Source organism: Chitinilyticum litopenaei DSM 21440, assembly GCF_000428145.1.
Lineage (GTDB): Bacteria > Pseudomonadota > Gammaproteobacteria > Burkholderiales > Chitinibacteraceae > Chitinilyticum > Chitinilyticum litopenaei.
Genome location: NZ_ATZJ01000048.1, coordinates 1 through 25,170, shown reverse-complemented (window position 1 = coordinate 25,170; position 25,170 = coordinate 1). Strand labels below are relative to the sequence as shown.

Below are 25,170 nucleotides of genomic sequence, written 5' to 3'. Positions count from 1 at the left end.
TTTCCGGGCAAACGAGCATGACTGGCGAATACCTGATCGGTTTGATGAGCGGCACCAGCCTGGACGGCATTGATGGCGTGCTGGTCGAGCTGCAAGACCAGTCCCTGCGCCTGCTCGCCAGCCACAGCATGGACATGCCTGCCAAGCTGCGTGCCGAGTTGCTGGCACTGCAGGCGGCTTCTGCAGACGAGTTGCACCGCGCCATGCTCGCCGGCAATGCCCTGGCTGAAGCGTATGCGCGGGTCTGCCAGGCACTGCTGAAGCTGGCCGGCCTGCCCGCCAGCGCAGTTGCTGCCATCGGCAACCATGGCCAGACCATCCGCCATCGTCCGGAATGTGGCTATACGCTGCAGCTGGCCAACAATGCCCTGCTGGCCGAGCTTGCCGGCATCCCCGTTATCGGCGACTTTCGCAGTCGCGACGTCGCAGCAGGCGGCCAGGGCGCGCCACTCGTTCCCGCCTTTCATCGGGCGATGTTTGGCCAGCCCGGCCAGACCCGCGCAGTGGTCAACATCGGCGGCTTTGCCAACGTCAGCTGGCTGGCAGCAGACGGCAGCAGCACCGGCTGGGATACAGGGCCGGGTAATGTACTCATGGACCTCTGGATTCAAGGGTCACAAGGGCATACCTATGATGAGAACGGGCAATGGGCCGCATCGGGCACGGCAAGCCCGGCCCTGCTCGCCCGCTTGCTGGCGGATCCCTACTTTGCCCTGCCCGCCCCGAAAAGCACTGGCCGTGACCATTTCCACGCAGGCTGGCTGGCCGAAAAACTGCAGGGACTGACGCTCGCGGCCGCAGATGTGGCCGCCACGCTGAGTACACTGACCGTCAGCACCATCGCCAGCGACCTGCGCCGTGCAGGCACGCCGGATGCCGTGTATGTCTGCGGCGGCGGTGCGGCCAACCGGCACCTGATGCAGCAACTCACCGTCGAACTGGCGCCCGTTCCCGTCTTCAGCACCACCGAAGCCGGCATTGCCCCGCAATGGGTCGAGGCCTGCGCCTTCGCCTGGCTGGCGCACCGCTGCCTTGCCGGCCTGCCCGGCAATCTGCCGGCGGTGACCGGCGCGACGGGTCCGCGCGTGCTCGGCGCGATCTGGCCAGCCTGACTTCCGGTGCCGCGCCAGCGGCACAGCCGCTGAGCCGGCGCCGGTCAGATTCTGCACGCTTTGCCGTACCGGGATACCACGTGCACACGCCCGGCAAACGATTGGGCTAGACTAGCGCCATCTTGCCCGATCCAATGACGCAGCCCGCCGCCATGCACCAGCCCAACCAGTTCGACCTTTTCAAGACCCGCCGATTCCTGCCGCTGTTCGTGACGCAATTCTTCGGCGCCTTCAACGACAACCTCTTCAAGAACGCGCTGCTGGTGCTGATCACCTTTCATGGCCTGGCCGCCGCCGGCATGGATGCGCAAACGCTGGTCAATGCCGCTGCCGGCATTTTCATCCTGCCGTTTTTCCTGTTTTCCACCTTCGCCGGCCAGCTGGCCGAAAAATACGACAAGGCCGTACTGGCGCGCGCGATCAAGATTCTCGAAATCGTCATCATGGCGCTGGCCGGCATCGGCTTTGTCTATCACATCGCCAGCCTGCTGATGGCCTGCCTGTTCCTGATGGGCGTGCACTCGGCGCTGTTCGGCCCGCTGAAATACTCGATCCTGCCGCAATACCTGCGCGATGACGAACTGCTCGGCGGCAACGGCATGATCGAAATGGGCACCTTTGTCGCCATTCTGCTGGGACAGATTTCCGGCACGCTGCTGATCCAGCACCAGCATGGCGAAATCCTCATTGTCGCCGCCTGCCTGGGCGTGGCGCTGCTGGGCTGGCTCGCCAGCCGCAGCATGCCTTCCGCGCCCCCGACCGCACCGGATTTGCGGCTGAACTGGAACATCGCCAGCGAAACCTGGCACATCATCCGCCACAGCTGCCGCAACAAGGCGGTATTCAACAGCATTCTCGGCATTTCCTGGTTCTGGTTCTTTGGCGCGGTCTACCTGACCCAGCTGCCCGACCTGGCCAAATCGGTGCTGCACGGCGACCCCGGGGTCTACACACTGCTGATGACCATTTTCTCCATCGGCGTCGGCGGCGGTTCGGCACTGTGCGAGAAACTCTCCGGCCGGCGCGTCGAGGTGGGGCTGGTGCCGCTGGGATCGCTGGGGCTCAGCCTCTTTGGCCTTGATCTCTATTTCGCGCTGACCAGCCTGCCGGCCAGCACGACGGTCTGGACCGTCGCCAGCTTCGTCGGCGCCTCCGCACACTGGCGCGTCATGCTCGACCTGCTGCTGATGGGGCTGTCCGGCGGCCTGTTCATCGTCCCGCTGTATGCACTGGTGCAGACGCGCACCGAAAAGGAATTCACCTCCCGGGCCATTGCCGCCAACAACATCCTCAATTCGCTGTTCATGGTGGTGGCCGCCGGCATGAGCATCGTGCTGCTGGGCGCGGGACTGTCCGTGCCGGAACTTCTGCTCACGGTTGCCATTCTCAACGCCCTGGTCGCCATCTACATCTACACGCTGATTCCGGAGTTCATCCTGCGCTTTCTGGTGTGGATGCTGGTCAACACGCTCTACCGCGTGCGCGAGCAGGATTTGCACCACATTCCCGAGCAGGGCGCGGCGCTGCTGGTCTGCAACCATGTCAGCTATATGGACGCCCTGGTGATCGCCGGCTCGATCCGCCGCCCGGTGCGCTTCGTGATGGATCACCGCATCTATCGCCTGCCCGTGCTGCACTTCATTTTCCGGCTGAGCGGCGCCATTCCGATCGCTCAGGAACGCGAAGATGCCGGACTCAAGGAAGAAGCCTTCCAGCAAATCGCCGCCGCCCTGCGCGCAGGCGACCTCGTTTGCCTGTTCCCGGAAGGCCACATCACCCGCAGCGGCAAGCTGGCGCGCTTTCAGCCGGGCACCGACCGCATCCTGCGCGATACGCCCGTACCGGTGGTGCCGCTGGCGCTGCAGGGGCTGTGGGGCAGCTTTTTCAGCCGCAAGGATGGCAGCGCCATGCAGAAATGGCCACGGCGCTTTCGCGCCCGCATCGCCCTGCTGGCCGGCGCCGCCCGCGAACCTGGTGCTGCCACCAGCCGCACGGCCCTGCACGCGGAAGTGGCCGCCCTGCTGCAATCGGCAGCACGCTGAATCAGCGCCTGCCCCGCCCCAGTACGGCTGGCCCGCTCATTGCGCCGCATACAAAGGGCGGCATTCACGGAATAGCCATGTATTGCCTTGTAGCCTATGCGCCTCAAAGGCTGCAGGGCAATACCCTGTCTGATGTCAATGGCGGCATTCACCCTGCCCATAGCCGCGGCCGCGCTTACGCCTTGGCGCGCCAATCGGACTGCCGGCGGCCGCCCACGCAAAAAAGCCGAAGCCCCGGCTGGCGGGGCTTCGGCTTGCATGTCTGGCGGAGAGAGGGGGATTCGAACCCCCGATAGGCTATTAACCTATACACGCTTTCCAGGCGTGCGACTTAAACCACTCATCCATCTCTCCGCAAAGGAGGCGGCATATTAGCCGAGAGCCCGTCTTGCGGCAAGCTTTTTTTCTGGATGCATGAACAGCGCCATCTCTGCAGAAGCGGTGAAGGCGCGGCAGTGATGCAACGCCGCGCGGAAAAAAAAAAGGTCATCTGCGAGCACGGGCGTAGAATTGCCCGCAGGCAAGCAATCGCAGGCGCAGCAGGCATCTCCATGAATACAGGCTATCCCAAGGTTGTCGCCATCGGCGGCGGCACCGGTTTGTCCGCACTGTTGCGCGGGCTCAAGCACTTTCCCGTCGAACTGACGGCCATCGTGACGGTCGCCGATGATGGCGGCTCATCCGGCCGCCTGCAGCGCGACTGGCAGGTGCCGCCTCCGGGCGACATCCGCAACGTGCTGATCGCCTTGTCCGAGGCCGAGGGCATTTACCGCGACCTCTTGCAATTCCGTTTCCAGTCCGAACATGGCGACCACGCGCTGGATGGCCACTCGATGGGCAATCTGCTGCTCACCGCGCTGTTTGCGCTGACGCATGGCGATTTCGTCAAGGCGGTCGAACACATGGGGCGCGTACTGCAGATCAAAGGCCGTGTGTTGCCAGTGTGTCCGCATGCCACGGTGCTGCATGCCGAACTGGAAGACGGCCGGCTGGTCAGCCATGAATCGCAACTAGCCAGCCACGGCTCGAAAATCCGCCGCGTGTTTTACGACCAGCCCTTCGCCGCCGAGCCGCAGGCCATCGACGCCATCTTTGATGCCGACGTGATCGTGCTCGGGCCGGGCAGCCTGTATACCAGCGTGATTCCCAATGTGCTCGTCAAGGAAATCGCCGCGGCCATCAATGCCAACACGCGCGCGGACAAAGTCTACATCTGCAACATCATGACCGAGCACGGCGAAACCGACGGCATGAGCGCCGGCCAGCATCTGCAGGCCATCCTGGATCACGGCATCCGCAAGATCGACAAGATCATCGTCAACGACGAAGCGATTCCGGACGACTACCTGGCGCGCTACCACGCCGAAGACGCCGACCCGGTGGTGAACGACTACGCCACGCTGGAAGCCATGGGCGTGGACATCATCCGCTCGCGCATCGCCGACCTGCGCGAGGAAGGTGTGCGCCACGATTCGATCAAGACCGCTGCCAGCGTGTACAGCATTGCGCTGAGGCATCAGCACTAGTAGGTATAAGGCTACAGACCAATATCTGATTTGGCTGCATGGCAATACCCGGCAAGTTCAATAACATTTTCCCTGCCAACAGCCACAGGCCACGTCATGATCGACCACACCGGCTTCACCGTCAGCGACCTGGCCCGCAGCAAGGCCTTCTACCTGCAGACGCTGGCCGCGCTCGGCTACACCATCCGCCTCGAATTCCCGCAAGCCATCGGCTTTGGCGACGACCATGCCGCCAGCGGCGATGACCCCGGCGGCGATTTCTGGATCAGCCAGGGCGACCCCGCCACCCCGCGCACCCACCTCGCCTTTCGCGCCCGCAGCGAAGCGGAAGTGGCAGCCTTCCACGCTGCAGCTTTGGCAGCAGGTGGTTCGGATAACGGCGGCCCCGGCCTGCGTCCGCACTACCACCCGCACTACTACGCCGCTTTTGTGCTCGACCCCGATGGCTACAATATCGAGGCGGTGTTTCATGAGGGTGTGGCGCCGTAGCTTGGCCGCATTGCGTCAACGCCTCGCCCCATCGGGTATGCTGCAACAGCCCAATCAAGCCAAGGGCTGCATGGCAATACCCAGAGCTTCGCGTAGCTTGGGTTGAGCGTAGCGAAGCCCAACAGTGCCCAACAAACCAGAAGAATTTTTCACCAGCAGCATCCATCAATTCATAGCCATGCCCGTGCGGGAGTATTGCCTGCAGATCAGGAGGCTGACGGCGATGTAACTGGAATTTTTGCGAATGAATCTGTACGGCAAACCGTGTTGGGCTTCGCTACGCTCAACCCAACCTACGTGCTAGGTATACCGCCGAAGCCAAATAAAACCAGGGGTTGCATGGCAATACCTAGAGCAGAATCACCTAGATACCGTTCTTCCTAGTACTGCGAAAAATCAGCGAAAATTGCCGGTCCCGATCCGGGACTGGAAAGCGACATCGATGCGCTTTACCATCCAGCTAGAAAACGGGCTCCCTCAGCCGTAGGAAATATGTCGTTTACGAAAATTCGGACACACTCCATGAGTCTCGACTTCCTCTACACAAAGTTCGATAAAGCGAACTATTTGGTGAATCTGCTTGTTGCACATGCGACAGGGGCCCCTGCTGACTCCTCAGAATACGAAGCACTTCGTCATGAATTTTTATCAGACTCACAGCTTGCCCCGCTAATTCCATCATTCGTCCGATCAAATCGAAATCTCGGATCATTCTGGGGCTTTATCAAGGGCAAGTTCGGTACTTATGCTGAGCGTCGAACTTACCTGTCGCAAGAGTTCACCCCCTTGCTTGACTTGCTGGAGTTTGGGGCCTCCCCTATTGAAAGCTCAACAGAACAACCGGCTGCAGCAGAAATAAAGTCCTTTGTCGCTAGAAACAAGCGCAAGGTCTTCATTGTGCACGGGCGTGATAACGAGGCAAAACAGGAGGTTGCACGATTCATCGAAAGAATTGGTCTTCAATCTATCATCCTGCATGAGCAAGCCAGCGCAGGAATGACCATTATTGAAAAGATCGAGCGTTACTCCAACGATGCCGATTTTGCTCTTGTGCTTTACACACCCTGCGATCATGGACGCGGTACGCATGAAACCAAACTCCATCCCAAACATCGCGCAAGACAAAATGTTGTCTTTGAGCATGGGTACTTGATGGCCAAGCTCGGCAGAGAGAACGTCTGCCCGCTTGTCAAAGGAGACATAGAAACACCCAATGACATTAGCGGTATTGTCTATGTCGGCCTTGATGAGCAAGGTGCGTGGAAGTCCGCAGTTGCCCAAGAACTCAAGGCCTGCGGATATGAAATCAAGAATTGGTTTTAGCTGTACTCGTTTTACAGAGGCTATAACAGCAAGAAGCCAAACTACGGCCCAAGGTCGCCGGATGTCACGGCATCCTGACCAGAGCCCGAGTCTCACACCCAAAGCCCCGGCATCACCGGGGCTTTGGGTTTACATCTCACAGGCAATTACAGCGTCGTCACCGGAATCTTGCCGATCTTCGCCTGCCATTCCTTCGGCGCAATGGCGTGCACCGAAGTGCCGTTGCTGTCGACAGCCACCGTCACCGGCATGTCGACCACATCGAACTCGTAAATGGCTTCCATGCCGAGGTCGTCAAAACCGACAACCTTGCTGGCCTTGATCGCCTTGGAGACGAGGTAAGCCGCGCCACCCACCGCCATCAGGTAGACGGACTGGTGCTTTTTGATCGACTCACAGGCCGCTGCGCCGCGCTCGGCCTTGCCGATCATGCCCAGGAGGCCGGTCTGCTCCAGCACCTGGTCGGTGAACTTGTCCATGCGCGTGGCCGTAGTCGGGCCAGCCGGCCCGACGACTTCGTCGCGCACCGGATCGACCGGGCCTACGTAGTAGATAAAGCGGTTGGTGAAGTCCACGGGCAGCTTTTCGCCCTTGTTGAGCATGTCGACAATGCGCTTGTGCGCGGCGTCGCGGCCGGTGAGCATCTTGCCGTTCAAAAGCAGTGTCTGGCCCGGTTTCCAGCTGGCCACGTCTGCGCGGGTGACGGTATTCAGGTTGACGCGCAGCGATTGTTCGCTGGCATGCCAGTGCACGTCCGGCCAGTCTTCCAGCTTCGGCACTTCCAGTTGCGCCGGGCCGGAACCATCGAGCACGAAATGCACGTGGCGGGTGGCGGCACAGTTCGGAATCATCGCCACCGGCAGGCTGGCGGCGTGCGTGGGGAAATCCTTGATCTTCACGTCGAGCACGGTGGCGAGGCCACCGAGGCCCTGCGCGCCGATGCCCAGTGCGTTGACCTTTTCATACAGCTCGATGCGCAGTTCTTCGACGCGGTTTTGCGGGCCACGGGCGATCAGCTCGTGAATGTCGATCTCGTCCATCAGCGCTTCTTTCGCCATCACCATGGCTTTTTCGGCCGTACCGCCGATGCCGATGCCGAGCATGCCCGGCGGGCACCAGCCGGCGCCCATCAACGGCACGGTCTTCAGCACCCAGTCCACGATGGAATCGGACGGGTTGAGCATCACGAACTTGGATTTGTTCTCCGAACCGCCCCCCTTGGCGGCAATGTCGATTTCCACGGTGTCACCGGCGACGATTTCGTAGTTGATCACCGCCGGGGTGTTGTCTTTCGTATTCTTGCGCAGACCAGCCGGGTCAAGCAGCACAGAAGCGCGCAGCTTGTTGTCCGGGTGCAGGTAGGCGCGGCGCACGCCTTCGTTGATCATGTCCGTCACGCTCATGGTCGCGTCGGTCCACTGCACATTCATGCCGACGCGCACAAAACAGTCGACGATGCCGGTGTCCTGGCAGATCGGGCGGTGGCCTTCGGCGCACATGCGGCTGTTGGTCAGGATTTGCGCAATGGCATCCTTGGCGGCCGGGCTTTCCTCGGCTTCGTAGGCACGACCCAGTGCCTGGATATAGTCTTTCGGGTGGTAGTAGCTGATGTACTGCAGCGCATCGGCGATGCTGGCAATCAGGTCTTCCTGCTTGATGCTGGCCATGTGGACTCCTCGTGTCGGCAATCTGCCGGTAGTGCGGGCTCGCTCGCGGGGCGAGTTCTCGCGCGATTCTAACACGAGCCCCCTGCCCGGCTCGCGGCTGGCGCGGTTTTGGCATTACAGTTCACACAAAGTCACCGTAACAGCACAGGGCGCTGTTACGGTGAGATCCTGCAAACTGTTATGGTCTGTGCCTTATCGCTCTTGGCGCCCAGGCCTAAGATGGTTGCCATCGAGTCACCCGTCTTGCTGGAGGCCATCATGTCCGGAAATCATCTGCTGCAGGATCATCTGCTGACGCTTGAACAGGTGCGCGGCTGCCGCATCGAATGCAATGAAGGCCGGCTGTGGCTGACCGCCGATGGCGAAGACATCGTGCTGGAACAGGGCGAAAGCTGGCTGGTGGCCAGCGACCAGCGTGTGGTGATCGAATCACTGACCGACAGCCATTACACGCTCCATACCCGCTACGCCGAACAATTCGAGCTGCTGCGCCACACCATCAGCATCCTGCACGAAAGCTGGCGCCAGCTCAGGCACACGCTGACGCCCTTGCGTCGCCCTGCCCATTGATGGCCGGCCAATCGCTACGCCAGCAAGCGAACTCCGAAAGCAGGTTATGTATCCAGCTACAGCCCTTTTACAACATTGGCTGCCGCCGTATACCCCACAAACACCAACGCCACCTATGCGGTGGCGTTGGTGTTTACAGCCTGGCGGATGAAACCGCTCAGATCATGCCCTTGCTCTGCAAGAGTTCAAACATGGTCTTGCCGATTTCGGCCGGGCTGCGGGTGTAGGCGATGCCAGCCTTCTCGAAGGCCTTGAACTTCTCTTCGGCCGTGCCCTTGCCACCGGAGATGATCGCACCGGCGTGGCCCATGCGCTTGCCCTTCGGCGCGGTAACACCGGCGATGTAGCCAACAACCGGCTTGGTCACGTAGGACTTGGCGAATTCGGCCGCTTCTTCTTCGGCCGAGCCACCGATTTCACCGATCATGACGATGGCGTCGGTGTCCGGATCGTCCTGGAACAGCTTCAGCGCGTCGATGTGGCTGGTGCCCGGGATCGGGTCGCCGCCGATACCGATGCAAGTGGACTGACCCAGACCCAGCGCGGTGGTTTGCGCCACGGCTTCGTAGGTCAGCGTGCCGGAACGGGACACGATGCCGATGCGGCCCGGGTTGTGGATGTGCCACGGCATGATGCCGATCTTGCACTCGCCCGGGGTGATGATGCCGGGGCAGTTCGGGCCGATCAGGCGGATGCCGGCTTCGTCGACGGCCTTCTTCACGTACAGCATGTCCAGCGTCGGCACGCCTTCGGTAATGCAGACGATCAGCTTCACGCCGGAATCGATCGCTTCCAGGATGGAATCCTTGGCAAACGCTGCCGGTACGTAGATCACGGAAGCGTCAGCCTGGGTCTGGCGCACGGCGTCCTTCATGGTGTTGAACACCGGCAGGCCGAGGTGCTCGGAACCGCCCTTGCCCGGAGTCACGCCACCGACTACCTTGGTGCCGACCTTCAGCGCCTGCTCGGCGTGGAAGGTACCGTTCTTGCCGGTGAAACCTTGCACCAGCACTTTCGTATCTTTGTTAACCAAAACGCTCATGGTTTGTCCTTTGTGAGGTGTGAGGGGTAAGGTGTGAGGAGTAAGCCCACAACCCAGCCATCACAACCTTCTCATCTCGATAAGAACGAAGAAGGGAGCATCAGACGCGGTATACACCTCACGCCTGACGCCTCACTCCTCACTCAATTACAGTGCGGCAACGGCAGCAACGATCTTCTCGGCTGCGTCGTTGAGGCCTTGTGCGGAAGTCAGCTTCAGGCCGGACTCGTCCAGGATCTTGGCGCCGAGTTCGGCGTTGTTGCCTTCCAGACGAACGACAACCGGCACGGTCACGTTCACTTCCTTCACGGCGGCGATGATCGCTTCGGCGATCATGTCGCAACGCACGATGCCGCCGAAGATGTTGATCAGCACGCCCTGTACCGAGGTGTCGGCCAGGATCAGCTTGAACGCTTCGATCACGCGTTCCTTGGTGGCGCCACCGCCCACGTCCAGGAAGTTGGCCGGCTGGCCGCCCTTGAGCTTGATGATGTCCATGGTGGCCATCGCCAGACCGGCGCCGTTCACCATGCAGCCGATGTTGCCTTCCAGCGCCACGTAGTTCAGGTCGAATTCGGAAGCCTTCACTTCACGCTCGTTTTCCTGCGACTTGTCGCGTTGCGCCAGCAGTTCCGGGTGACGGTACAGCGCGTTGGAATCCAGATTGATCTTGCCGTCCACGCAGGCCAGCTGGCCGTTTTCACGCAGAGCCAGCGGGTTGACTTCGAACAGCGCAAAGTCGTTTTCGACGAAGGCCTTGTAGGCGCCCATCATCAGCTTGGAGAAGGCAGCGATCTGCTCGCCGGCCAGGCCCAGTGCGAACGCGGCGTCGCGGGTCTGGAAGGGCTGCATGCCAACCAGCGGGTCCACTTCGATCTTGATGATCTTTTCCGGAGTTTCTTCGGCAACCTTTTCGATTTCCACGCCACCTTCGGTGGACACCATGAACACCACGCGCTGCGAACCGCGATCCACCACGGCGCCCAGATACAGCTCGCGCTGTACCGGGTACATGTCTTCGCACACCAGTACGCTGTTGACCGGCTGACCAGCGGCGTCGGTCTGGTAGGTCACCAGATTGGTGCCGATCAGGCGCTGGGCTTCGGCAGCGGCTTCTTCGCGGCTCTTCACCACTTTCACGCCACCGGCCTTGCCACGGCCACCGGCATGCACCTGGGCCTTGACGACGGCAAACTTGCCGCCAAGTTGGTCGTAAGCGGCGGCCGCTTCGTCAGCGTTGGTTGCCAGAATGCCTTTTTGTACCGGCAGGCCGTATTTGGCCAGCAGTTCCTTGGCTTGGTACTCGTGCAGATTCATCTCTGTTTTCCCTTTGTAAGGAGAGTGTTGTCCGGCGGGCCGTCTTACCGGTCCGCCATGTTGATGCAGGCCGGCCGCAGCCGGCCGGTGTTGTTAGCTGTGCAGACCGCGCTTGTCGCAACCCAGTGCCGCTTCGTGCAGCGCTTCGGACAGCGAGGGGTGAGCGTGGATGATGCGCGCGATGTCTTCGCTGGATGCGTTGAACTCCATCGCCACGACGGCTTCGGAAATCAGCTCGGAGGCGAACGGGCCGATGATGTGCACGCCGAGGATGCGGTCGGTCTTGGCGCAGGCCAGCATCTTCACGAAGCCGGACACTTCACCCAGACCCAGCGCACGGCCGTTCGGGCTGAACGGGAACTGGCCCTTCTTGTACTCGATGCCTTCGGCCTTCAGCGCCTGTTCGGTCTTGCCGACCCAGGCCATTTCCGGGCTGGTGTAGATCACCCAGGGCACGACGTTGAAGTCGATGTGCGGGTGCTGGCCGGCGATGCGCTCGGCCACGGCCACGCCCTCTTCAGAGGCCTTGTGCGCCAGCATCGGGCCACGCACCACGTCGCCCACCGCCCAGATGTTCGGCAAACTGGTGCGGCATTCGTCATCAACAATCACGAAACCGCGCTCGTCCAGCGGCAGGCCCACCGCTTCGGCGGCCAGATTCCAGGTGTTGGGCTGACGGCCGATCGCCACGATCACCTTGTCGAAGGTGTCCTTGTGATCCTTGCCCTCAGCGTCGGCGTACTCGATGGTCACGTCTTTCTTGTTGGGCTGAACCTTGGCGATCTTCACGCCACAGCTGATCTTCAGGCCCAGATCGCGGGTAAAGATGCGGTTGGCTTCGCGCGCCACGGCTTCGTCGGCGGCCAGCAGGAAGCCGGGAGCACCTTCGAGAATGGTCACGTCGGCACCCAGGCGCTTCCACACCGAGCCCATTTCCAGACCGATGACGCCCGCGCCGATCACGCCCAGCTTCTTCGGGATTTCCGGGATTGCCAGCGCGCCTTCATTGTCCAGAATCAGCTTGTTGTCGGTCGGCACGCCCGGGAACTGGCGCGGCGTCGAGCCGGTGGCGATGATGACATGCGTCGTGGCGACGGTTTCCACCTTGTCACCGTCGGCCACTTCGACCAGCCACTTGCCATCTTGCTGGCCGACGATCTTGCCGTGACCGTGCAGGCTGGCGACCTTGTTCTTCTTGAACAGGTAGCCGATGCCCTGGGTCAGCTTGGTAACGATGCCGTCCTTGCGTTCGAGCATCTTCTTCACGTCGAACTTGGCGCCGGACACGGAAATGCCGTGTGCTTCGAACTTGTGCTCGATGCGTTCCCAGTTTTCCGACGACTCCAGCAGCGCCTTGGACGGAATGCAGCCGACGTTCAGGCAAGTGCCGCCCAGGCTGGCTTCACCGGCCTTGTTCTTGAATTCGTCAACGCAGGCGGTATTGAAACCGAGCTGTGCGGCGCGGATGGCCGCCACATAACCGCCGGGGCCGGCACCGATCACAACCACATCGAATTGTTGCGACATGCTGTTTCCTTTGCTTGAGTGCATTCCGATACCCAACCGGATATGCACGTGTATCTCATGTATTTATTAGGCCGCAGGAATATACCTTGCAGCCAGACGGAGCAAGTGCCCCGCCTCGCCAAGCTCGAAGCTGATTACAGATCGAGCAGCAGGCGCGCCGGATCTTCGATGGCGTCCTTGATGGCCACCAGGCTCAATACGGCTTCGCGGCCATCGATGATGCGGTGGTCGTAGGATTGCGCCAGATACATCATCGGGCGAACGACAACCTGGCCGTTTTCAACGACTGCGCGTTCCTTGGTGGCGTGCATGCCGAGGATCGCGGATTGCGGCGGGTTGATGATCGGGGTGGACATCATCGAACCGAAGGTGCCGCCATTGGAGATGGTGTAGGTGCCGCCGGTCAGCTCTTCCACGCCCAGCTTGCCTTCCTGCGCGCGCTTGCCGAAATCGGCGATGGTCTTCTCGATGTCGGCCAGGCTCAGCTTGTCGGCGTCACGGATGATGGGCACCACCAGACCGCGCGGGCTGCCAACGGCCACGCCGATGTCGAAATAGCCGTGGTAAACGATGTCGTTGCCGTCAACCGACGCGTTCATGATCGGGTACTTCTTCAGCGCGGCAACGGCGGCCTTCACGAAGAAGCCCATGAAGCCCAGCTTCACGCCGTGATCCTTCTCGAACTTGTCCTTGTACTTGTTGCGCAGATCCATCACCGGCTTCATGTTGACTTCGTTGAAGGTGGTGAGGATGGCGTTGGTCGACTGCGATTGCAGCAGACGCTCGGCCACGCGCTGGCGCAGGCGGCTCATCGGCACGCGCTGTTCCGGGCGTTCGCCCGGGATGATGATGGCCGGTGCGGCAGCCGGTGCAGCGGCTGCGGGCTTCGCGAGGTGATTCTGCACGTCTTCCTTCAGCACGCGACCGCCACGGCCGGTACCTTCAACGTCGGCGACATTGATGCCAGCATCTGCAGCCAGCTTCTTGGCGGCCGGCATGGCGTGACCACCAGTTACACCGGCAGCCGGGGCGGACACCGCAGCGGGGGCAGCAGCAGGTGCCGCTGCGGCCGGAGCGCTGGCAGCGGCAGTGGCTGCGGTATCGATCTTGGCAATCACCTGCTGGCTGGTCACGGTCGCGCCATCGGCCACGATGATTTCCACCAGTACGCCGGCCTGCGGCGCCGGGATTTCCAGCACGACCTTGTCGGTTTCGATGTCGATCAGGTTTTCATCACGGGCAACGGCTTCACCGGCCTTCTTCTTCCAGCTGATCAGCGTGGCTTCGGATACGGATTCCGGCAGCTGCGGTACTTTGACTTCAACGATCATGGTGACGACTCCATTTGTTCTGGGTTTCCGGCTCGCTGGCCGGCTTGTCCTGTGCGGCGGGCAGTCCGCTTCGCTCGCAAGGCAATTCAACAATCCTGGCAATACAAACGCAGAAAACGGCGCCCGATGACTCGGGCGCCGCAGGATTACAGGCTCATCGCCTCATCGACAAAGGCCTTGAGCTGGGCATTGTGCTTGCTCATGTAGCCCACGGCCGGCGAAGCGGAAGACGGGCGACCGGCAAACGACAGCGTCTGCTTCGGTGCCAGCACGCCTTCAAGCCGGTGGCGGATCTGATACCACGCCCCCTGGTTCTTCGGCTCTTCCTGCACCCACATGATTTCCTTCGCATTCGGGAACTTGGCCAGTTCGGCCTGCAGTTCTTCGGTCGGGAAGGGATAGAGCTGCTCGATGCGGACAATGGCGATGTCCTTGATGTCGCGCTCCTTGCGGGCGTTCAGCAGATCGAAGTAAACCTGACCGGAACAGCAGATCACGCGCTTGGCCTTCTTGGCATCGGCCTCGCCGTTGTCGCCGATCACCGTGCGGAATTCGCCACTGCTGAAGTGCTCGATGGGGCTCATCGAGTCCTTATAGCGCAGCAGCTTCTTCGACATGATGATGATCAGCGGCTTGCGGTAGGGGCGAACCATCTGGCGACGCAGCGCGTGGAACATCTGTGCCGATTCGGAAAGCATCAGCACCTGCACATTGTGCTCGGCGCACATCTGCAGATAGCGCTCGACGCGTGCGGAGCTGTGCTCCGGGCCCTGGCCATCGTAGCCGTGCGGCAGCATCATGGTCAGACCGGACAGGCGGCCCCACTTGGTCTCGCCCGAGGTGATGAACTGGTCGATCACCACTTGTGCACCATTGGCGAAATCGCCGAACTGCGCCTCCCAGATCACCAGCTCGTCCGGAGCGGACGAGGAATAACCGTATTCGAAGGCCAGCACCGCTTCTTCGTTCAGGATCGAGTCGATGACCAGGAAATGCGCCTGGTTGTCGCTGATGTTCTGCAGCGGGATATAGGTGCCCTGATCCCACTTTTCACGGTTCTGGTCATGCAGTACGGCATGGCGGTGGCTGAACGTGCCGCGGCCGGAATCCTCGCCGGAAATGCGGATCGGGTAGCCTTCGGTCAGCAGCGTGGCATAGGCAAAATGCTCGGCCGTGCCCCAGTTTACCGGCTGGTTGCCACGGGCCATCTCCAGGCGCTCCTTGAGCTCCTTTTCGACGGTGCTGCGCAGCTTGAAGCCTTCCGGATAGCTGGTGAACTTCTCTGCCAGGCGCAGCAGGTCGGGCTGGGCAATCGCGGTAGTAACCGGATGACGCCAGTGCGTGCCCATGTATTTCGACCAGTCAACGGCATAGGAACGCTTGTAGTCGGTGAGCGTGGTCTGCTCGACGTGCTCGCCGCGATCCAATGCCGCGCGGTAGGCGTCGATCATCGCGTTGGCATCGGCCTCGGTAACCACACCCTCGTTGACCAGCCGCTCGACATACTTCTTGCGCGCGCCCGGATGGGCGGCAATCTTCTTGTACATCATCGGCTGGGTCACGAAGGGATCGTCCGCTTCGTTGTGACCATGCTTGCGGAAGCAGACGAGGTCGATGACCACGTCCTTGCGGAACTTCTGGCGATAGGCCAGCGCGGCCTCGGTCACCAGGCAGACGGCTTCCGGATCGTCGCCATTCACATGGAAGATCGGCGCCTCGACCATCTTGGCGATGTCGGTACAGAACAGCGTCGAACGGTTGTCGCGCACATCGGAGGTGGTGAAACCGACCTGGTTGTTGATGACCAGATGCACGGTGCCACCGGTGCCGTAACCACGCGTCTGCGACAGGTTGAATGTGCCCTGGTTGGTGCCAAGGCCAATGAAGGCCGAGTCGCCGTGAATCAGTACCGGCATGACTTGCGCGCCGGTCTGGTCCTTGCGGCGATGCTGGCGCGCACGGGTCGAGCCTTCCACTACCGGGTTGACGATTTCCAGGTGCGAGGGGTTGAAGGCCAGCGTCAGGTGTACCGGGCCGCCGGCAGTCGGGATATCCGAGCTGAAGCCCATGTGGTACTTCACGTCACCGGACGGCAGCTGGGTGCTGTAGCGCCCTTCGAATTCTCCGAACAGGTCGCGCGGCTGCTTGCCGAGAATGTTGACCAGCATGTTCAGACGGCCGCGGTGGGCCATGCCGATGACGATTTCCTGCACGCCCGCAGTGCCGGCGGCCTGAACCAGGTAATCCATCGCCGGAATCATGCTGTCGCCGCCTTCGAGCGAGAAGCGCTTCTGGCCGACGTATTTCTTGTGCAGGTATTGCTCCAGCGTTTCGGCCGCAGTGACCTGCTTCAGGATGCGCAGCTTCTGGTCACGACTGAAATCCGGAGTCGAGCGGCGCGACTCGAAGAAATTCATGCACCAGGCGCGCTCTTCGGCGTTGGTCACGTGCATGTATTCCAGACCGATGTTGCCGGTGTAGGTCTGCTTCAGGAATCCCAGCACCTCCGAAACGGTAGCGCGCGGCATGCCTTCGATATTGGTGCCCAGACTGGAAGCCATGTCGGCATCGCCAAAACCGTAGGTCTTCGGGTCGAGCGCCGGCAATTGCGACTGGTCCATGCGCTGCAGCGGATCAAGGCTGGCCGCGCGGCTGCCCATGATGCGGTAAGCCTGGATCATGCGCAGCAGGTCAACCTGCTTGCGGGTGGCGGCTTCATCGACGGTCGCGACAGCACGGTAGGGCTGACGGGCCAGCTGGCGGAACGACTCTTCGATGGGCGCACGGGGGATGTCGCGATCAGTGCCGCCGGACGATTGCTGCAGCTGGTCGAAATAGTCACGCCAGTTCCCGTCGATGGACGACGGGTCGGCCAGATACTGTTCGTAGAGCTCCTCCACGAAAGGAGCATTCCCGCCAAAAAGGTGGGAGTTGGACTGGAGTTCTCTCATTGCCGTGGTTAATCCTGTTTTCTGGGGTACAGGGCTCGCTGCAAGCTGATGCCCTTGTGTCCGGTCAATGCAAGGACGCCACCGCCGGCCCAGCCGGCGATGGCGTTCACCGAATTAGCGGTCTTCCATCTTCACGTAATCGCGACGCGGGGCGCCGGTGTAAAGCTGGCGCGGACGGCCGATCTTCATGCCCGGATCGGACATCATTTCATTCCAGTGGCTGATCCAGCCCACGGTGCGCGCCACGGCGAAGATCACGGTGAACATTTCCACCGGAATGCCCAGCGCGGACTGCACAATGCCGGAGTAGAAGTCGACGTTCGGATACAGCTTGCGGGAGACGAAGTATTCGTCTTCCAGCGCAATCTTTTCCAGCGCCATGGCCAGCTTGAACTTCGGATCGTCCTGCAGGCCCAGTTCGGCCAGCACTTCGTCGCAGGTACGCTTCATGATGGCCGCGCGCGGATCCATGTTCTTGTAAACGCGATGACCGAAGCCCATCAGCTTGTGGGTCTTGTTCTTCACACCTTCCATGAAGGCCGGCACGTTTTCCACCGAACCGATTTCATCCAGCATCAACAGCACGGCTTCGTTGGCGCCGCCGTGCGACGGGCCCCACAGCGTGGCGATACCGGCGGCGATGCACGCGAACGGGTTGGCGCCGGACGAACCGGACAGGCGTACGGTCGACGTGGAGGCGTTCTGCTCGTGATCGGCATGCAGGATCAGGATGCGGTCGAGTGCGCGTACCAGCACCGGATTCGGCTCGTACGGCGCGCACGGGGTGGAGAACATCATGTGCATGAAGTTCGCGGTGTAGCTCAGGTCATTGCGCGGATACGCGAACGGCAGACCCTGGCTGTAGCGGTAACACATCGCGGCGATGGTCGGGATCTTCGACAGCAGGCGATAGATGGCGACCTCACGGTGACGCGGGTTGGACACATCCAGGCTGTCCTGATAGAAGGCGGACAGCGCGCCAACCACACCAACCATCATGGCCATCGGGTGTGCGTCGCGGCGGAAACCCTGCCAGAAGCGGGTCAGCTGCTCGTGCACCATGGTGTGCTCGGTCACGGTCTTGACGAACTCGTCCTTCTGCGCCTTGCTCGGCAGCTCGCCGTAGATCAGCAGGTAGCAGGTTTCCAGAAAGTCGGAGCCGCCTTCGGCCAGCTGTTCGATCGGGTAGCCGCGGTAGTAGAGCTGGCCCTGGTCACCGTCAATGAAGGTGATCTTGGATTCGCAGGAAGCGGTTGCCAGAAAGCCCGGATCGAACGTGAACATGCCGGTCTTGGCAAAGGTACGGATGTCCACTACGGACGGGCCCAGCGTGCCATCCAGCACCGGCAGATCGAGCGACTGGTCGCCGTTGTAGGAGAGAGTTACCTTCTTGTCCATCGCAGAAATACTCCTGTGTGAAGTTCGGCAAAGGCCGAAAAGTCTAGTGTTGTGCTGCGCGGATGCGTTCAAGCATGGGCTTGAGGCGCGCATCCGGGCAGTCGGCCTTGCCGTTCAGATAATCGAGAAAATCGTTGTCCGGCAGCAGCAGGACGGCTTCGTATTCGGCCAGATCGGCAGCCGAGAGCGTGGGCAGCACCTCCGCCACAAAACGCTCCAGCTGCAGATCCAGTTCCAGAAGGCCGCGGCGCGAGCGCCACACCAGCCGTTTCAGGTGAATGTCGTCCATGTGCACGCCTGCCCTTACGCGACGCGCTTGAGCATCAGTTCCTTGATCTTGCCGATCGCCTTGGTCGGGTTCAGTTCCTTCGGACACACATCAACGCAGTTCATGATGGTGTGGCAGCGGAACAGGCGGTACGGGTCTTCCAGGTTGTCCAGACGCTCGTTGGTCGCGGTATCGCGGGTGTCAGCGATAAAGCGGTAGGCGGCCAGCAGGCCTGCCGGACCGACGAACTTGTCCGGGTTCCACCAGAACGACGGACAGGAGGTCGAACAGCATGCACACAGGATGCACTCGTACAGGCCGTCGAGTTCCTTGCGGTCTTCCTGGCTTTGCAGGCGCTCGCGATCCGGCGCCGGCGTGTCATTGATCACATAGGGCTTGATCGAGTGGTACTGCTTGAAGAACTGCGTCATGTCGACGATCAGGTCGCGGATGACCGGCAGGCCCGGCAGCGGGCGCACTTCGATCGGCTGCTTGAGCGTATCGATGTCGGTAATGCAGGCCAGGCCATTCTTGCCGTTGATGTTCATGGCGTCGGAGCCGCACACGCCTTCACGGCAGGAGCGCCGGAACGACAGCGACTCGTCAACGACCTTCAGCTTGACCAGCGCGTCGAGCAGCTTGCGCTCGGTGCTCGGGTCAACCTCGACACTGATGTCCTGCATGTAGGGCTTGGCATCCTTGTCCGGGTCATAGCGGTAGATGCGGAATTTGACGGTTTGCATGCTCATATCCTTGGCCTCTTAGTACGAGCGGGTCTTCAGTGCGATGGTCTCGACCGTCAGCGGCTTCATGTTCACGGCCTTGTAGTCCAGACGGTTGCCGTCACGGTGCCACAGGGTGTGCTTGAGCCAGTTCTGGTCGTCACGGCCGTTCGGGTTTTCCGGCGTATCGGCAGCGTCGTCGCGAACGTGGGCACCGCGCGATTCGGTACGGGCATTGGCGGAAATCATCGTGGCCTTGGCCACTTCGATGAGGTTTTCCAGCTCCAGCGCTTCGATGCGGGCAGTGTTGAAGGTCTTGGACTTGTCGGCGATTTCGGTGGTCTGCACCATCTTTTCGACTTCGAGAATCTTCTCGACACCCTTGGCCAGCATGTCCTTGAAGCGGAATACGCCGCAGTGCGCCTGCATGGTGCGCTGCATGGCATCACGGGCTTCGTGCACATTACTGCCATTTTTCTGGTTGTTCAGGCGTTCGACGCGAGCAACAGAGCGCTCGACATCGGCCTTGTGCAGTTCCGGCAGATCCTTGGGGGCAGTCTTGATGAAGTCGATCATGCTGTTGCCGGACGATTTGCCAAACACCAGCAGGTCGAGCAGGGAGTTGGTGCCAAGGCGGTTCGCGCCGTGCACCGAGGCGCAGGCCACTTCACCGGCGGCATAGAAACCCTTGACTGTATTGCCGTCAACCACAACCTCACCCTTGTAGTTGGTCGGTATACCCCCCATCTGGTAGTGACAGGTCGGCACAACGGGGATCGGCGCCTTGATCGGGTCAACACCGGCAAACTTGATCGAGATTTCGCGAATGCCCGGCAGCTTGGACATGATGACTTCCGGATCCAGGTGCGTGATGTCGAGCAGCACGTGATCCTTGTTCGGGCCGCAGCCGCGGCCTTCGTTGATTTCGGTCACCATGGCGCGCGACACCACGTCGCGCGAGGCCAGATCCTTGGCGTTCGGCGCATAGCGCTCCATGAAGCGCTCACCCTGCGCATTGCGCAGAATGCCGCCTTCACCGCGCACACCTTCGGTAATCAGCACGCCCGCGCCGGCGACGCCGGTCGGGTGGAACTGCCAGAATTCCATGTCTTCGAGCGGGATGCCGGCACGCGCCGCCATGCCCAGGCCGTCACCGGTATTGATGAAGGCATTGGTCGACGAGGCATAGATGCGGCCCGCGCCGCCGGTAGCGAACAGCGTTGCCTTGGCCTGGAACACATAGATTTCGCTGGTTTCCATTTCCATGGCCACCACGCCCTGCACATTGCCCTCGGCGTCGCGCACCAGATCCAGCGCCATCCATTCCACAAAGAACTGGGTATTGGCGCGCACATTGCGCTGATACAGCGCGTGCAGCATCGCGTGACCGGTACGGTCGGCAGCAGCACAGGCGCGACGCACCGGCTTTTCGCCGAAGTTGGACATGTGGCCGCCGAACGGGCGCTGGTAAATGGTGCCGTCGGCATTGCGGTCGAACGGCATGCCGAAGTGTTCCAGCTCGACCACGACATTCGGTGCCTCGCGGCACATGAATTCGATGGCGTCCTGGTCACCCAGCCAGTCCGAACCCTTGACGGTGTCGTACATGTGCCAGTGCCAGTGATCCGGCTCGGAGTTGCCCAGCGAAGCAGAGACGCCACCCTGAGCGGCAACGGTGTGCGAACGGGTCGGGAAAACCTTGGACAATACGGCGGTTTTCAGGCCGGCCTCGGACAGCTGCAGTGCGGCGCGCAGACCGGCGCCACCGGCACCGACGATGACCGCATCAAACTTGCGAACAGGAATGGCCATACTCATACACCCCACACTACTTTAACCGAGTAAACAAGACTGCCGATCAGCCACAGGATGGTCAGCACGTGCAAGGTGACGCGCAGGCCCAGCGGCTGGACATAGTCCATCCAGATGTCGCGAATGCCGACCCAGGCGTGCCACAGCAGCGCGAGCACGGTAACGGTGCTCAGCACCCGCACCCAAGTACAGGAGAACAGTTCTTGCCAGTCGGCATAGCCGGCCTTGGCGGCGAACAGGACAAAAGCGCCCACGGCAACGGCATAGACCAGCATGATGACGGCGGTGACGCGTTGCACCAGCCAGTCGCGCAGGCCGTAATGGGCGCCGACTACGTGACGGTTTACCATGCGTAAGCTCCGATAGCGGCAGTGAGGGAAAGGCTGACGATCATGACGACCCAGGAAGTCAGGCGGGCAGTTTTCAGGTCAACGCCCTTGTGCATGTCGAGGAACAGGAAGCGCGTGCCGGCACAGGCGTGATGCATGAAGCCCCACAGCACCACCAGCAGGAAGAGCTTGACCAGCGGATTGCCGATGCAGGCCTTGAACGCCTCAAAGCGTTCGGCGCTCGCCAGCGAACCTTCCAGTGCATACAGCACGAAGGGGATGGACAAGGCCAGCAAGGCACCGCTGATGCGGTGCAGGCCGGACACGATGGCTGGCAGCGGGAATTTGATGACCCGCAGATCCAGATGCTTGGGGCGTGTTTTTTGCATAACGCGCTATCCTCTTCTCTCTAAACAAGGCGGTATCAGCCGCCACCCTCCGGGCCACACCTTGCGGCGCCGGCCCAAATCCTGAACTACCCTGCCCTCACACCATCTTTTGCGACGGCTCGAAGGCCAATTCTTCCGTTCTCAGCCAGGCCACGCTCCACACCTGCGGCTTGCCGTCGAAATCACGTGCCAGCCGCACCAGCTGCAGCAGCGGCTCGCTGACATCCATCTGCAGCAGGCGGGCCTCGGTCTGCCCGGCGTGCACGGCGCGGTAGCGTACCTCGCCATCCTTGAGCCGGACACCAAAGTCGCGCCAGCATAACTCGCGCAGATTACCCTTCAGCTCGCGAATCCGGCGGATTTCCAGGCTCGGAAAATTCGCCTCCGGCAAGAGCATTTCTTCCAGCCCGACCACCTGCCCGTCCACCCGCAGCAGGCGCCTTACCTGCCACAGTGTGGCGCCGCGCCGCAAACCCAGAATGTCCGCCAGCTGTTCGCCCGCGTGGATGCGCACGCAACCCAGCAATTCGACACTGGGCTTGATGCCGTCCTTGCCTGCCAGCGGCAGGAATTGCCCGCGCAGCAGAAAATCGTTGGTGCCGGCCACAAAAGTCCCGACACCCTGGCGCCGATACAACACCCCATCGGCCACCAGCACATCCAGCGCCTTGCGCACCGTCCCCTGGCTCACGCCAAAGCGGCGACCCAGATCCGGCTCGCTGGGCAGGGATTCGTCTTCATCCCACTCCCCTGCCTCAATGGCAGTCATGACCTCGCGAAGGACCTGTCGATACAGCGGTTGTGCAGCAAGTTTGCTCATGATCAATGTTTCGATGTGCTTTTTAACACTTTATTGCGGGCGAGTCTAGCACGAGTCTTATATAAGACAAAAGATGTAACACGATTTTTTCAGAAAATGGCACAATAAAGGCACAGCACGCGCCCGCGTGTTACACTGCGCGGCACCCGAATGACGCACCCAGGCGCGGCATTCCGAGACCGTTTTCATTGTAAAAAGGGATGACAGCGAGCATCCCAGCCCACGGAGTTCATGACCATGAAGAAACCTGTACGCGTAGCCGTTACCGGCGCTGCTGGCCAGATTGGCTACAGCCTGCTGTTCCGCATTGCCTCCGGCGCCATGCTGGGCCCGGACCAGCCGGTGATCCTGCAACTGCTGGACATCACCCCGTCCCTGCCGGCGCTCAACGGCGTGGTAATGGAGCTGGATGACTGCGCCTTCCCGCTGCTGGCCGGCATCGTACAGACCGACGATCCGATGGTTGCCTTCAAGGATGCCGACATCGCCCTGCTGGTCGGCGCGCGTCCGCGCGGCCCGGGCATGGAACGCAAGGACCTGCTGGAAGCCAACGGCGCCATCTTCACGACGCAAGGCAAGGCACTGAATGCCGTTGCTTCGCGTGACGTGAAGGTGCTGGTGGTCGGCAACCCGGCCAACACCAATGCCTACATCGCCATGAAGAACGCGCCGGATCTGAACCCGGCCAACTTCACCGCCATGATGCGTCTGGACCACAACCGCGCACTGACCCAGATTGCGCAAAAGACCGGCGTCGCCGTGACCGACGTGAAGAAGATGACCATCTGGGGCAACCACTCCGCCACCCAGTATCCGGACATCTTCCACGCTGAAGTGAAAGGCCAGAATGCTGCCAGCCTGATCAACGACCAGAAGTGGCTGGAAGGCGAATTCATCCCGACCGTGCAACAGCGTGGCGCCGCCATCATCAAGGCGCGCGGCCTCTCCTCCGCCGCTTCTGCCGCCAATGCCGCCATCGACCACATCCGCAACTGGGTGCTGGGCACTCCGGAAGGCGACTGGGTCACCATGGGTGTTCCGGCCAATGGCGAGTACGGCTACAGCGACCTGATCTACGGCTATCCGGTAACCTGCAAGGATGGCAAGTACACCATCATCGAAGGCCTGGAAATCAGCGAATTCAGCCGCGGCAAGATGGACGCCAGTGCCAAGGAACTGTCCGAAGAACGCGATGCCATCAAGCATCTGCTGTAATCGGCAGCCCCTGCCATGAAAAAAGCCCCGCATTGCGGGGCTTTTTTCATGGGTATATACCTGTCACTCAACAAGGAAAAGAGCTGCAGCCTCATACCCGAGCCAGGATAGCCGTCAAAGCCCGAGCACGGATGGATCGAAATTCTGCAGCGGCCCCAGTGGCGTGGTTTCCTTCTCGACGCTTTCGATGCTCGGCGTGCCGCTCCACAGCTTGTAGACGACGACGTCGTTGTGGATGATGAACAGCGCGTCGAATTGCCAGCCACTCACCGCCGTGCGGCGATGAAAGCCCAGAAAATCCAGAAAGAAATTGCCATTGCGCTGGCGGCTGATGCTCTTTTGCTCGATCTCGTAGGCAAAGCAGGCCAGTTGCGCCTTGATGCAGGCCTGAATCTGCGGAGCCAGCCAGGCCGGATCGCCGCCGCCACTGAGCGCCAGGCGGCGCATCAGGTCGGCATGACTGAGCAGCAGGATATTGGGCGAGCGACCGGGATCAATGCCCAGCGCATGCAAATCCTGCAGGCTGGTCGTCTCGATCTGCACCTGCCGGAAAGTGCGCTCGGCCGTCTGGTAATCCGGCCAGGGGGCATGGCTTTGTTGTGCGGAACTGGGCAAGAGTGCGGCACAGCCGCCAAGCAGCAGGGCACTGCAAACACAGGCAATCCGGGCGCCGATCATCGCAAACTCCCGCCCTGGCAGGGCAATCGATCATCTGCCTTTACGATAGCCCATGCACGCCAGCACGTCTGCCCTTGCACACCCGACAGGAGGGCGATGACAAAGCATACACGAGGTATACGCCCACAACCCTTTATAGAAAAGGGTTGCGCCTTGATACCCAACATTAACGCGCCATCAATTTACTGCAGTCCTGGGTGTGCTTCCCCATCTCCGGCACGGGCTGCACGCGCCTGCCCACTCGCGCAACATTCAGCCGCTGGAGGCAGGCATTTCCAAACCTGATTAGGCAGCCAGCTCAGCAACTCGTCATGCCGGCGAAGGCCGGCATCCAGAGCGACGCTCGAACTGGCATTGCCACTGGATTCCGTATATGGACTCCTCCCGGTTTGCAAGCATTCCGCAGTTCTGGTCGCTGGATCGACTGCGCACGTATATCCGGCCTCTGCGTTGGGCTCAATCGCCCGGACCATGATGGGCTATTCGCGCGGCGGGTCCTTATCGGCTTAGCGTGCTTCGCGCACTGGGAATCCATCAGGTTTGCCCGCCGCCGGTTCGACCAATGGGCCATCACTGCTTCTGCGTTGCAATCGTGACGTTGACGTACTCGTGGCGTTGATCTTCCCTTGCGGGCCGGGTGAG

21 protein-coding genes and 1 tRNA gene are annotated in these 25,170 nt (G+C 61.2%); 7 read left to right on the top strand and 15 right to left on the bottom strand.

Annotated features, from left to right (window positions below; all coding sequences use genetic code 11):
• The first annotated feature begins 17 nt into the window (after positions 1 to 17).
• Complete coding sequence (locus C515_RS0114510; RefSeq protein ID WP_028456118.1) at positions 18 to 1,112, top strand: anhydro-N-acetylmuramic acid kinase; 1,095 nt, start codon at positions 18 to 20, stop codon at positions 1,110 to 1,112.
• A 134-nt stretch (positions 1,113 to 1,246) separates the two neighbouring features.
• On the top strand, positions 1,247 to 3,154 hold the full coding sequence (locus tag C515_RS0114505; protein WP_245575041.1) for an MFS transporter: 1,908 nt from the start codon (positions 1,247 to 1,249) through the stop codon (positions 3,152 to 3,154).
• A 263-nt stretch (positions 3,155 to 3,417) separates the two neighbouring features.
• On the opposite strand, the gene C515_RS0114500 is transcribed toward C515_RS0114505, so the two are convergent.
• Positions 3,418 to 3,508 (bottom strand) — tRNA-Ser (locus C515_RS0114500).
• Positions 3,509 to 3,705: 197 nt separating this feature from the next.
• Between C515_RS0114500 and C515_RS0114495 the strand changes: the two genes are divergently transcribed.
• From C515_RS0114495 to C515_RS23165, 3 genes are all read left to right on the top strand, one after another.
• Positions 3,706 to 4,680 carry a gluconeogenesis factor YvcK family protein gene (locus C515_RS0114495; RefSeq protein ID WP_028456116.1) on the top strand — a complete coding sequence of 325 codons (975 nt, stop codon included), beginning with the start codon at positions 3,706 to 3,708 and terminating at the stop codon, positions 4,678 to 4,680.
• 96 nt (positions 4,681 to 4,776) lie between these two features.
• Positions 4,777 to 5,169, top strand: coding sequence for a VOC family protein (locus C515_RS0114490; protein ID WP_028456115.1), 393 nt, complete (start codon positions 4,777 to 4,779; stop codon positions 5,167 to 5,169).
• Positions 5,170 to 5,691: 522 nt separating this feature from the next.
• Positions 5,692 to 6,492: a TIR domain-containing protein gene (locus tag C515_RS23165; protein ID WP_081686975.1), complete on the top strand. Its 801-nt coding sequence runs from the start codon at positions 5,692 to 5,694 to the stop codon at positions 6,490 to 6,492.
• Between the two features lie 146 nt (positions 6,493 to 6,638).
• On the opposite strand, the gene C515_RS0114480 is transcribed toward C515_RS23165, so the two are convergent.
• Positions 6,639 to 8,159 carry a fumarate hydratase gene (locus C515_RS0114480; protein ID WP_028456113.1) on the bottom strand — a complete coding sequence of 507 codons (1,521 nt, stop codon included), beginning with the start codon at positions 8,157 to 8,159 and terminating at the stop codon, positions 6,639 to 6,641.
• Positions 8,160 to 8,417: 258 nt separating this feature from the next.
• Here C515_RS0114480 and C515_RS0114475 point away from each other — a divergent pair, with 258 nt between their 5' ends.
• Positions 8,418 to 8,729 carry a DUF2917 domain-containing protein gene (locus C515_RS0114475; RefSeq protein WP_158380838.1) on the top strand — a complete coding sequence of 104 codons (312 nt, stop codon included), beginning with the start codon at positions 8,418 to 8,420 and terminating at the stop codon, positions 8,727 to 8,729.
• A 157-nt stretch (positions 8,730 to 8,886) separates the two neighbouring features.
• On the opposite strand, the gene sucD is transcribed toward C515_RS0114475, so the two are convergent.
• From sucD to C515_RS21260, 12 genes are all read right to left on the bottom strand, one after another.
• Positions 8,887 to 9,771, bottom strand: a complete 885-nt coding sequence (gene sucD, locus C515_RS0114470; RefSeq protein ID WP_028456111.1) for a succinate--CoA ligase subunit alpha — start codon at positions 9,769 to 9,771, stop codon at positions 8,887 to 8,889.
• 147 nt (positions 9,772 to 9,918) lie between these two features.
• Positions 9,919 to 11,088, bottom strand: a complete 1,170-nt coding sequence (gene sucC / locus C515_RS0114465; protein ID WP_028456110.1) for an ADP-forming succinate--CoA ligase subunit beta — start codon at positions 11,086 to 11,088, stop codon at positions 9,919 to 9,921.
• Between the two features lie 93 nt (positions 11,089 to 11,181).
• The gene (lpdA, locus tag C515_RS0114460; protein WP_028456109.1) at positions 11,182 to 12,615 is read right to left on the bottom strand and encodes a dihydrolipoyl dehydrogenase; all 1,434 of its coding nucleotides are present in this window, start codon (positions 12,613 to 12,615) and stop codon (positions 11,182 to 11,184) included.
• Positions 12,616 to 12,749: 134 nt separating this feature from the next.
• Positions 12,750 to 13,946, bottom strand: a complete 1,197-nt coding sequence (gene odhB / locus C515_RS0114455) for a 2-oxoglutarate dehydrogenase complex dihydrolipoyllysine-residue succinyltransferase (protein WP_028456108.1) — start codon at positions 13,944 to 13,946, stop codon at positions 12,750 to 12,752.
• A gap of 146 nt (positions 13,947 to 14,092) precedes the next feature.
• Positions 14,093 to 16,897 carry a 2-oxoglutarate dehydrogenase E1 component gene (locus C515_RS0114450; protein WP_028456107.1) on the bottom strand — a complete coding sequence of 935 codons (2,805 nt, stop codon included), beginning with the start codon at positions 16,895 to 16,897 and terminating at the stop codon, positions 14,093 to 14,095.
• A gap of 114 nt (positions 16,898 to 17,011) precedes the next feature.
• Positions 17,012 to 18,295 carry a citrate synthase gene (gene gltA, locus C515_RS0114445; RefSeq protein WP_028456106.1) on the bottom strand — a complete coding sequence of 428 codons (1,284 nt, stop codon included), beginning with the start codon at positions 18,293 to 18,295 and terminating at the stop codon, positions 17,012 to 17,014.
• Positions 18,296 to 18,338: 43 nt separating this feature from the next.
• Positions 18,339 to 18,584, bottom strand: a complete 246-nt coding sequence (locus tag C515_RS0114440) for an FAD assembly factor SdhE (protein WP_028456105.1) — start codon at positions 18,582 to 18,584, stop codon at positions 18,339 to 18,341.
• A 14-nt stretch (positions 18,585 to 18,598) separates the two neighbouring features.
• On the bottom strand, positions 18,599 to 19,312 hold the full coding sequence (locus C515_RS0114435) for a succinate dehydrogenase iron-sulfur subunit (RefSeq protein WP_028456104.1): 714 nt from the start codon (positions 19,310 to 19,312) through the stop codon (positions 18,599 to 18,601).
• 12 nt (positions 19,313 to 19,324) lie between these two features.
• Positions 19,325 to 21,097, bottom strand: coding sequence for a succinate dehydrogenase flavoprotein subunit (gene sdhA / locus C515_RS0114430; protein ID WP_028456103.1), 1,773 nt, complete (start codon positions 21,095 to 21,097; stop codon positions 19,325 to 19,327).
• A 2-nt stretch (positions 21,098 to 21,099) separates the two neighbouring features.
• Positions 21,100 to 21,447: a succinate dehydrogenase, hydrophobic membrane anchor protein gene (sdhD, locus tag C515_RS0114425; RefSeq protein ID WP_028456102.1), complete on the bottom strand. Its 348-nt coding sequence runs from the start codon at positions 21,445 to 21,447 to the stop codon at positions 21,100 to 21,102.
• Positions 21,441 to 21,815, bottom strand: coding sequence for a succinate dehydrogenase, cytochrome b556 subunit (sdhC, locus tag C515_RS0114420; RefSeq protein WP_028456101.1), 375 nt, complete (start codon positions 21,813 to 21,815; stop codon positions 21,441 to 21,443). Before sdhC ends, sdhD begins: the two co-directional genes overlap by 7 nt.
• Before the next feature lie 97 nt (positions 21,816 to 21,912).
• The gene (locus tag C515_RS21260) at positions 21,913 to 22,635 is read right to left on the bottom strand and encodes a GntR family transcriptional regulator (protein ID WP_043649760.1); all 723 of its coding nucleotides are present in this window, start codon (positions 22,633 to 22,635) and stop codon (positions 21,913 to 21,915) included.
• A gap of 237 nt (positions 22,636 to 22,872) precedes the next feature.
• On the opposite strand from C515_RS21260, the gene C515_RS0114410 reads away from it, so the two are divergent.
• Entirely contained in the window at positions 22,873 to 23,850 is a 978-nt protein-coding gene (locus tag C515_RS0114410; protein ID WP_028456100.1) for a malate dehydrogenase, read from the top strand.
• Positions 23,851 to 23,964: 114 nt separating this feature from the next.
• Here the strand turns inward: C515_RS0114410 and C515_RS21255 are convergent, their stop codons facing one another.
• Entirely contained in the window at positions 23,965 to 24,528 is a 564-nt protein-coding gene (locus tag C515_RS21255) for a hypothetical protein (protein ID WP_051304979.1), read from the bottom strand.
• Positions 24,529 to 25,170: the final 642 nt, after the last annotated feature.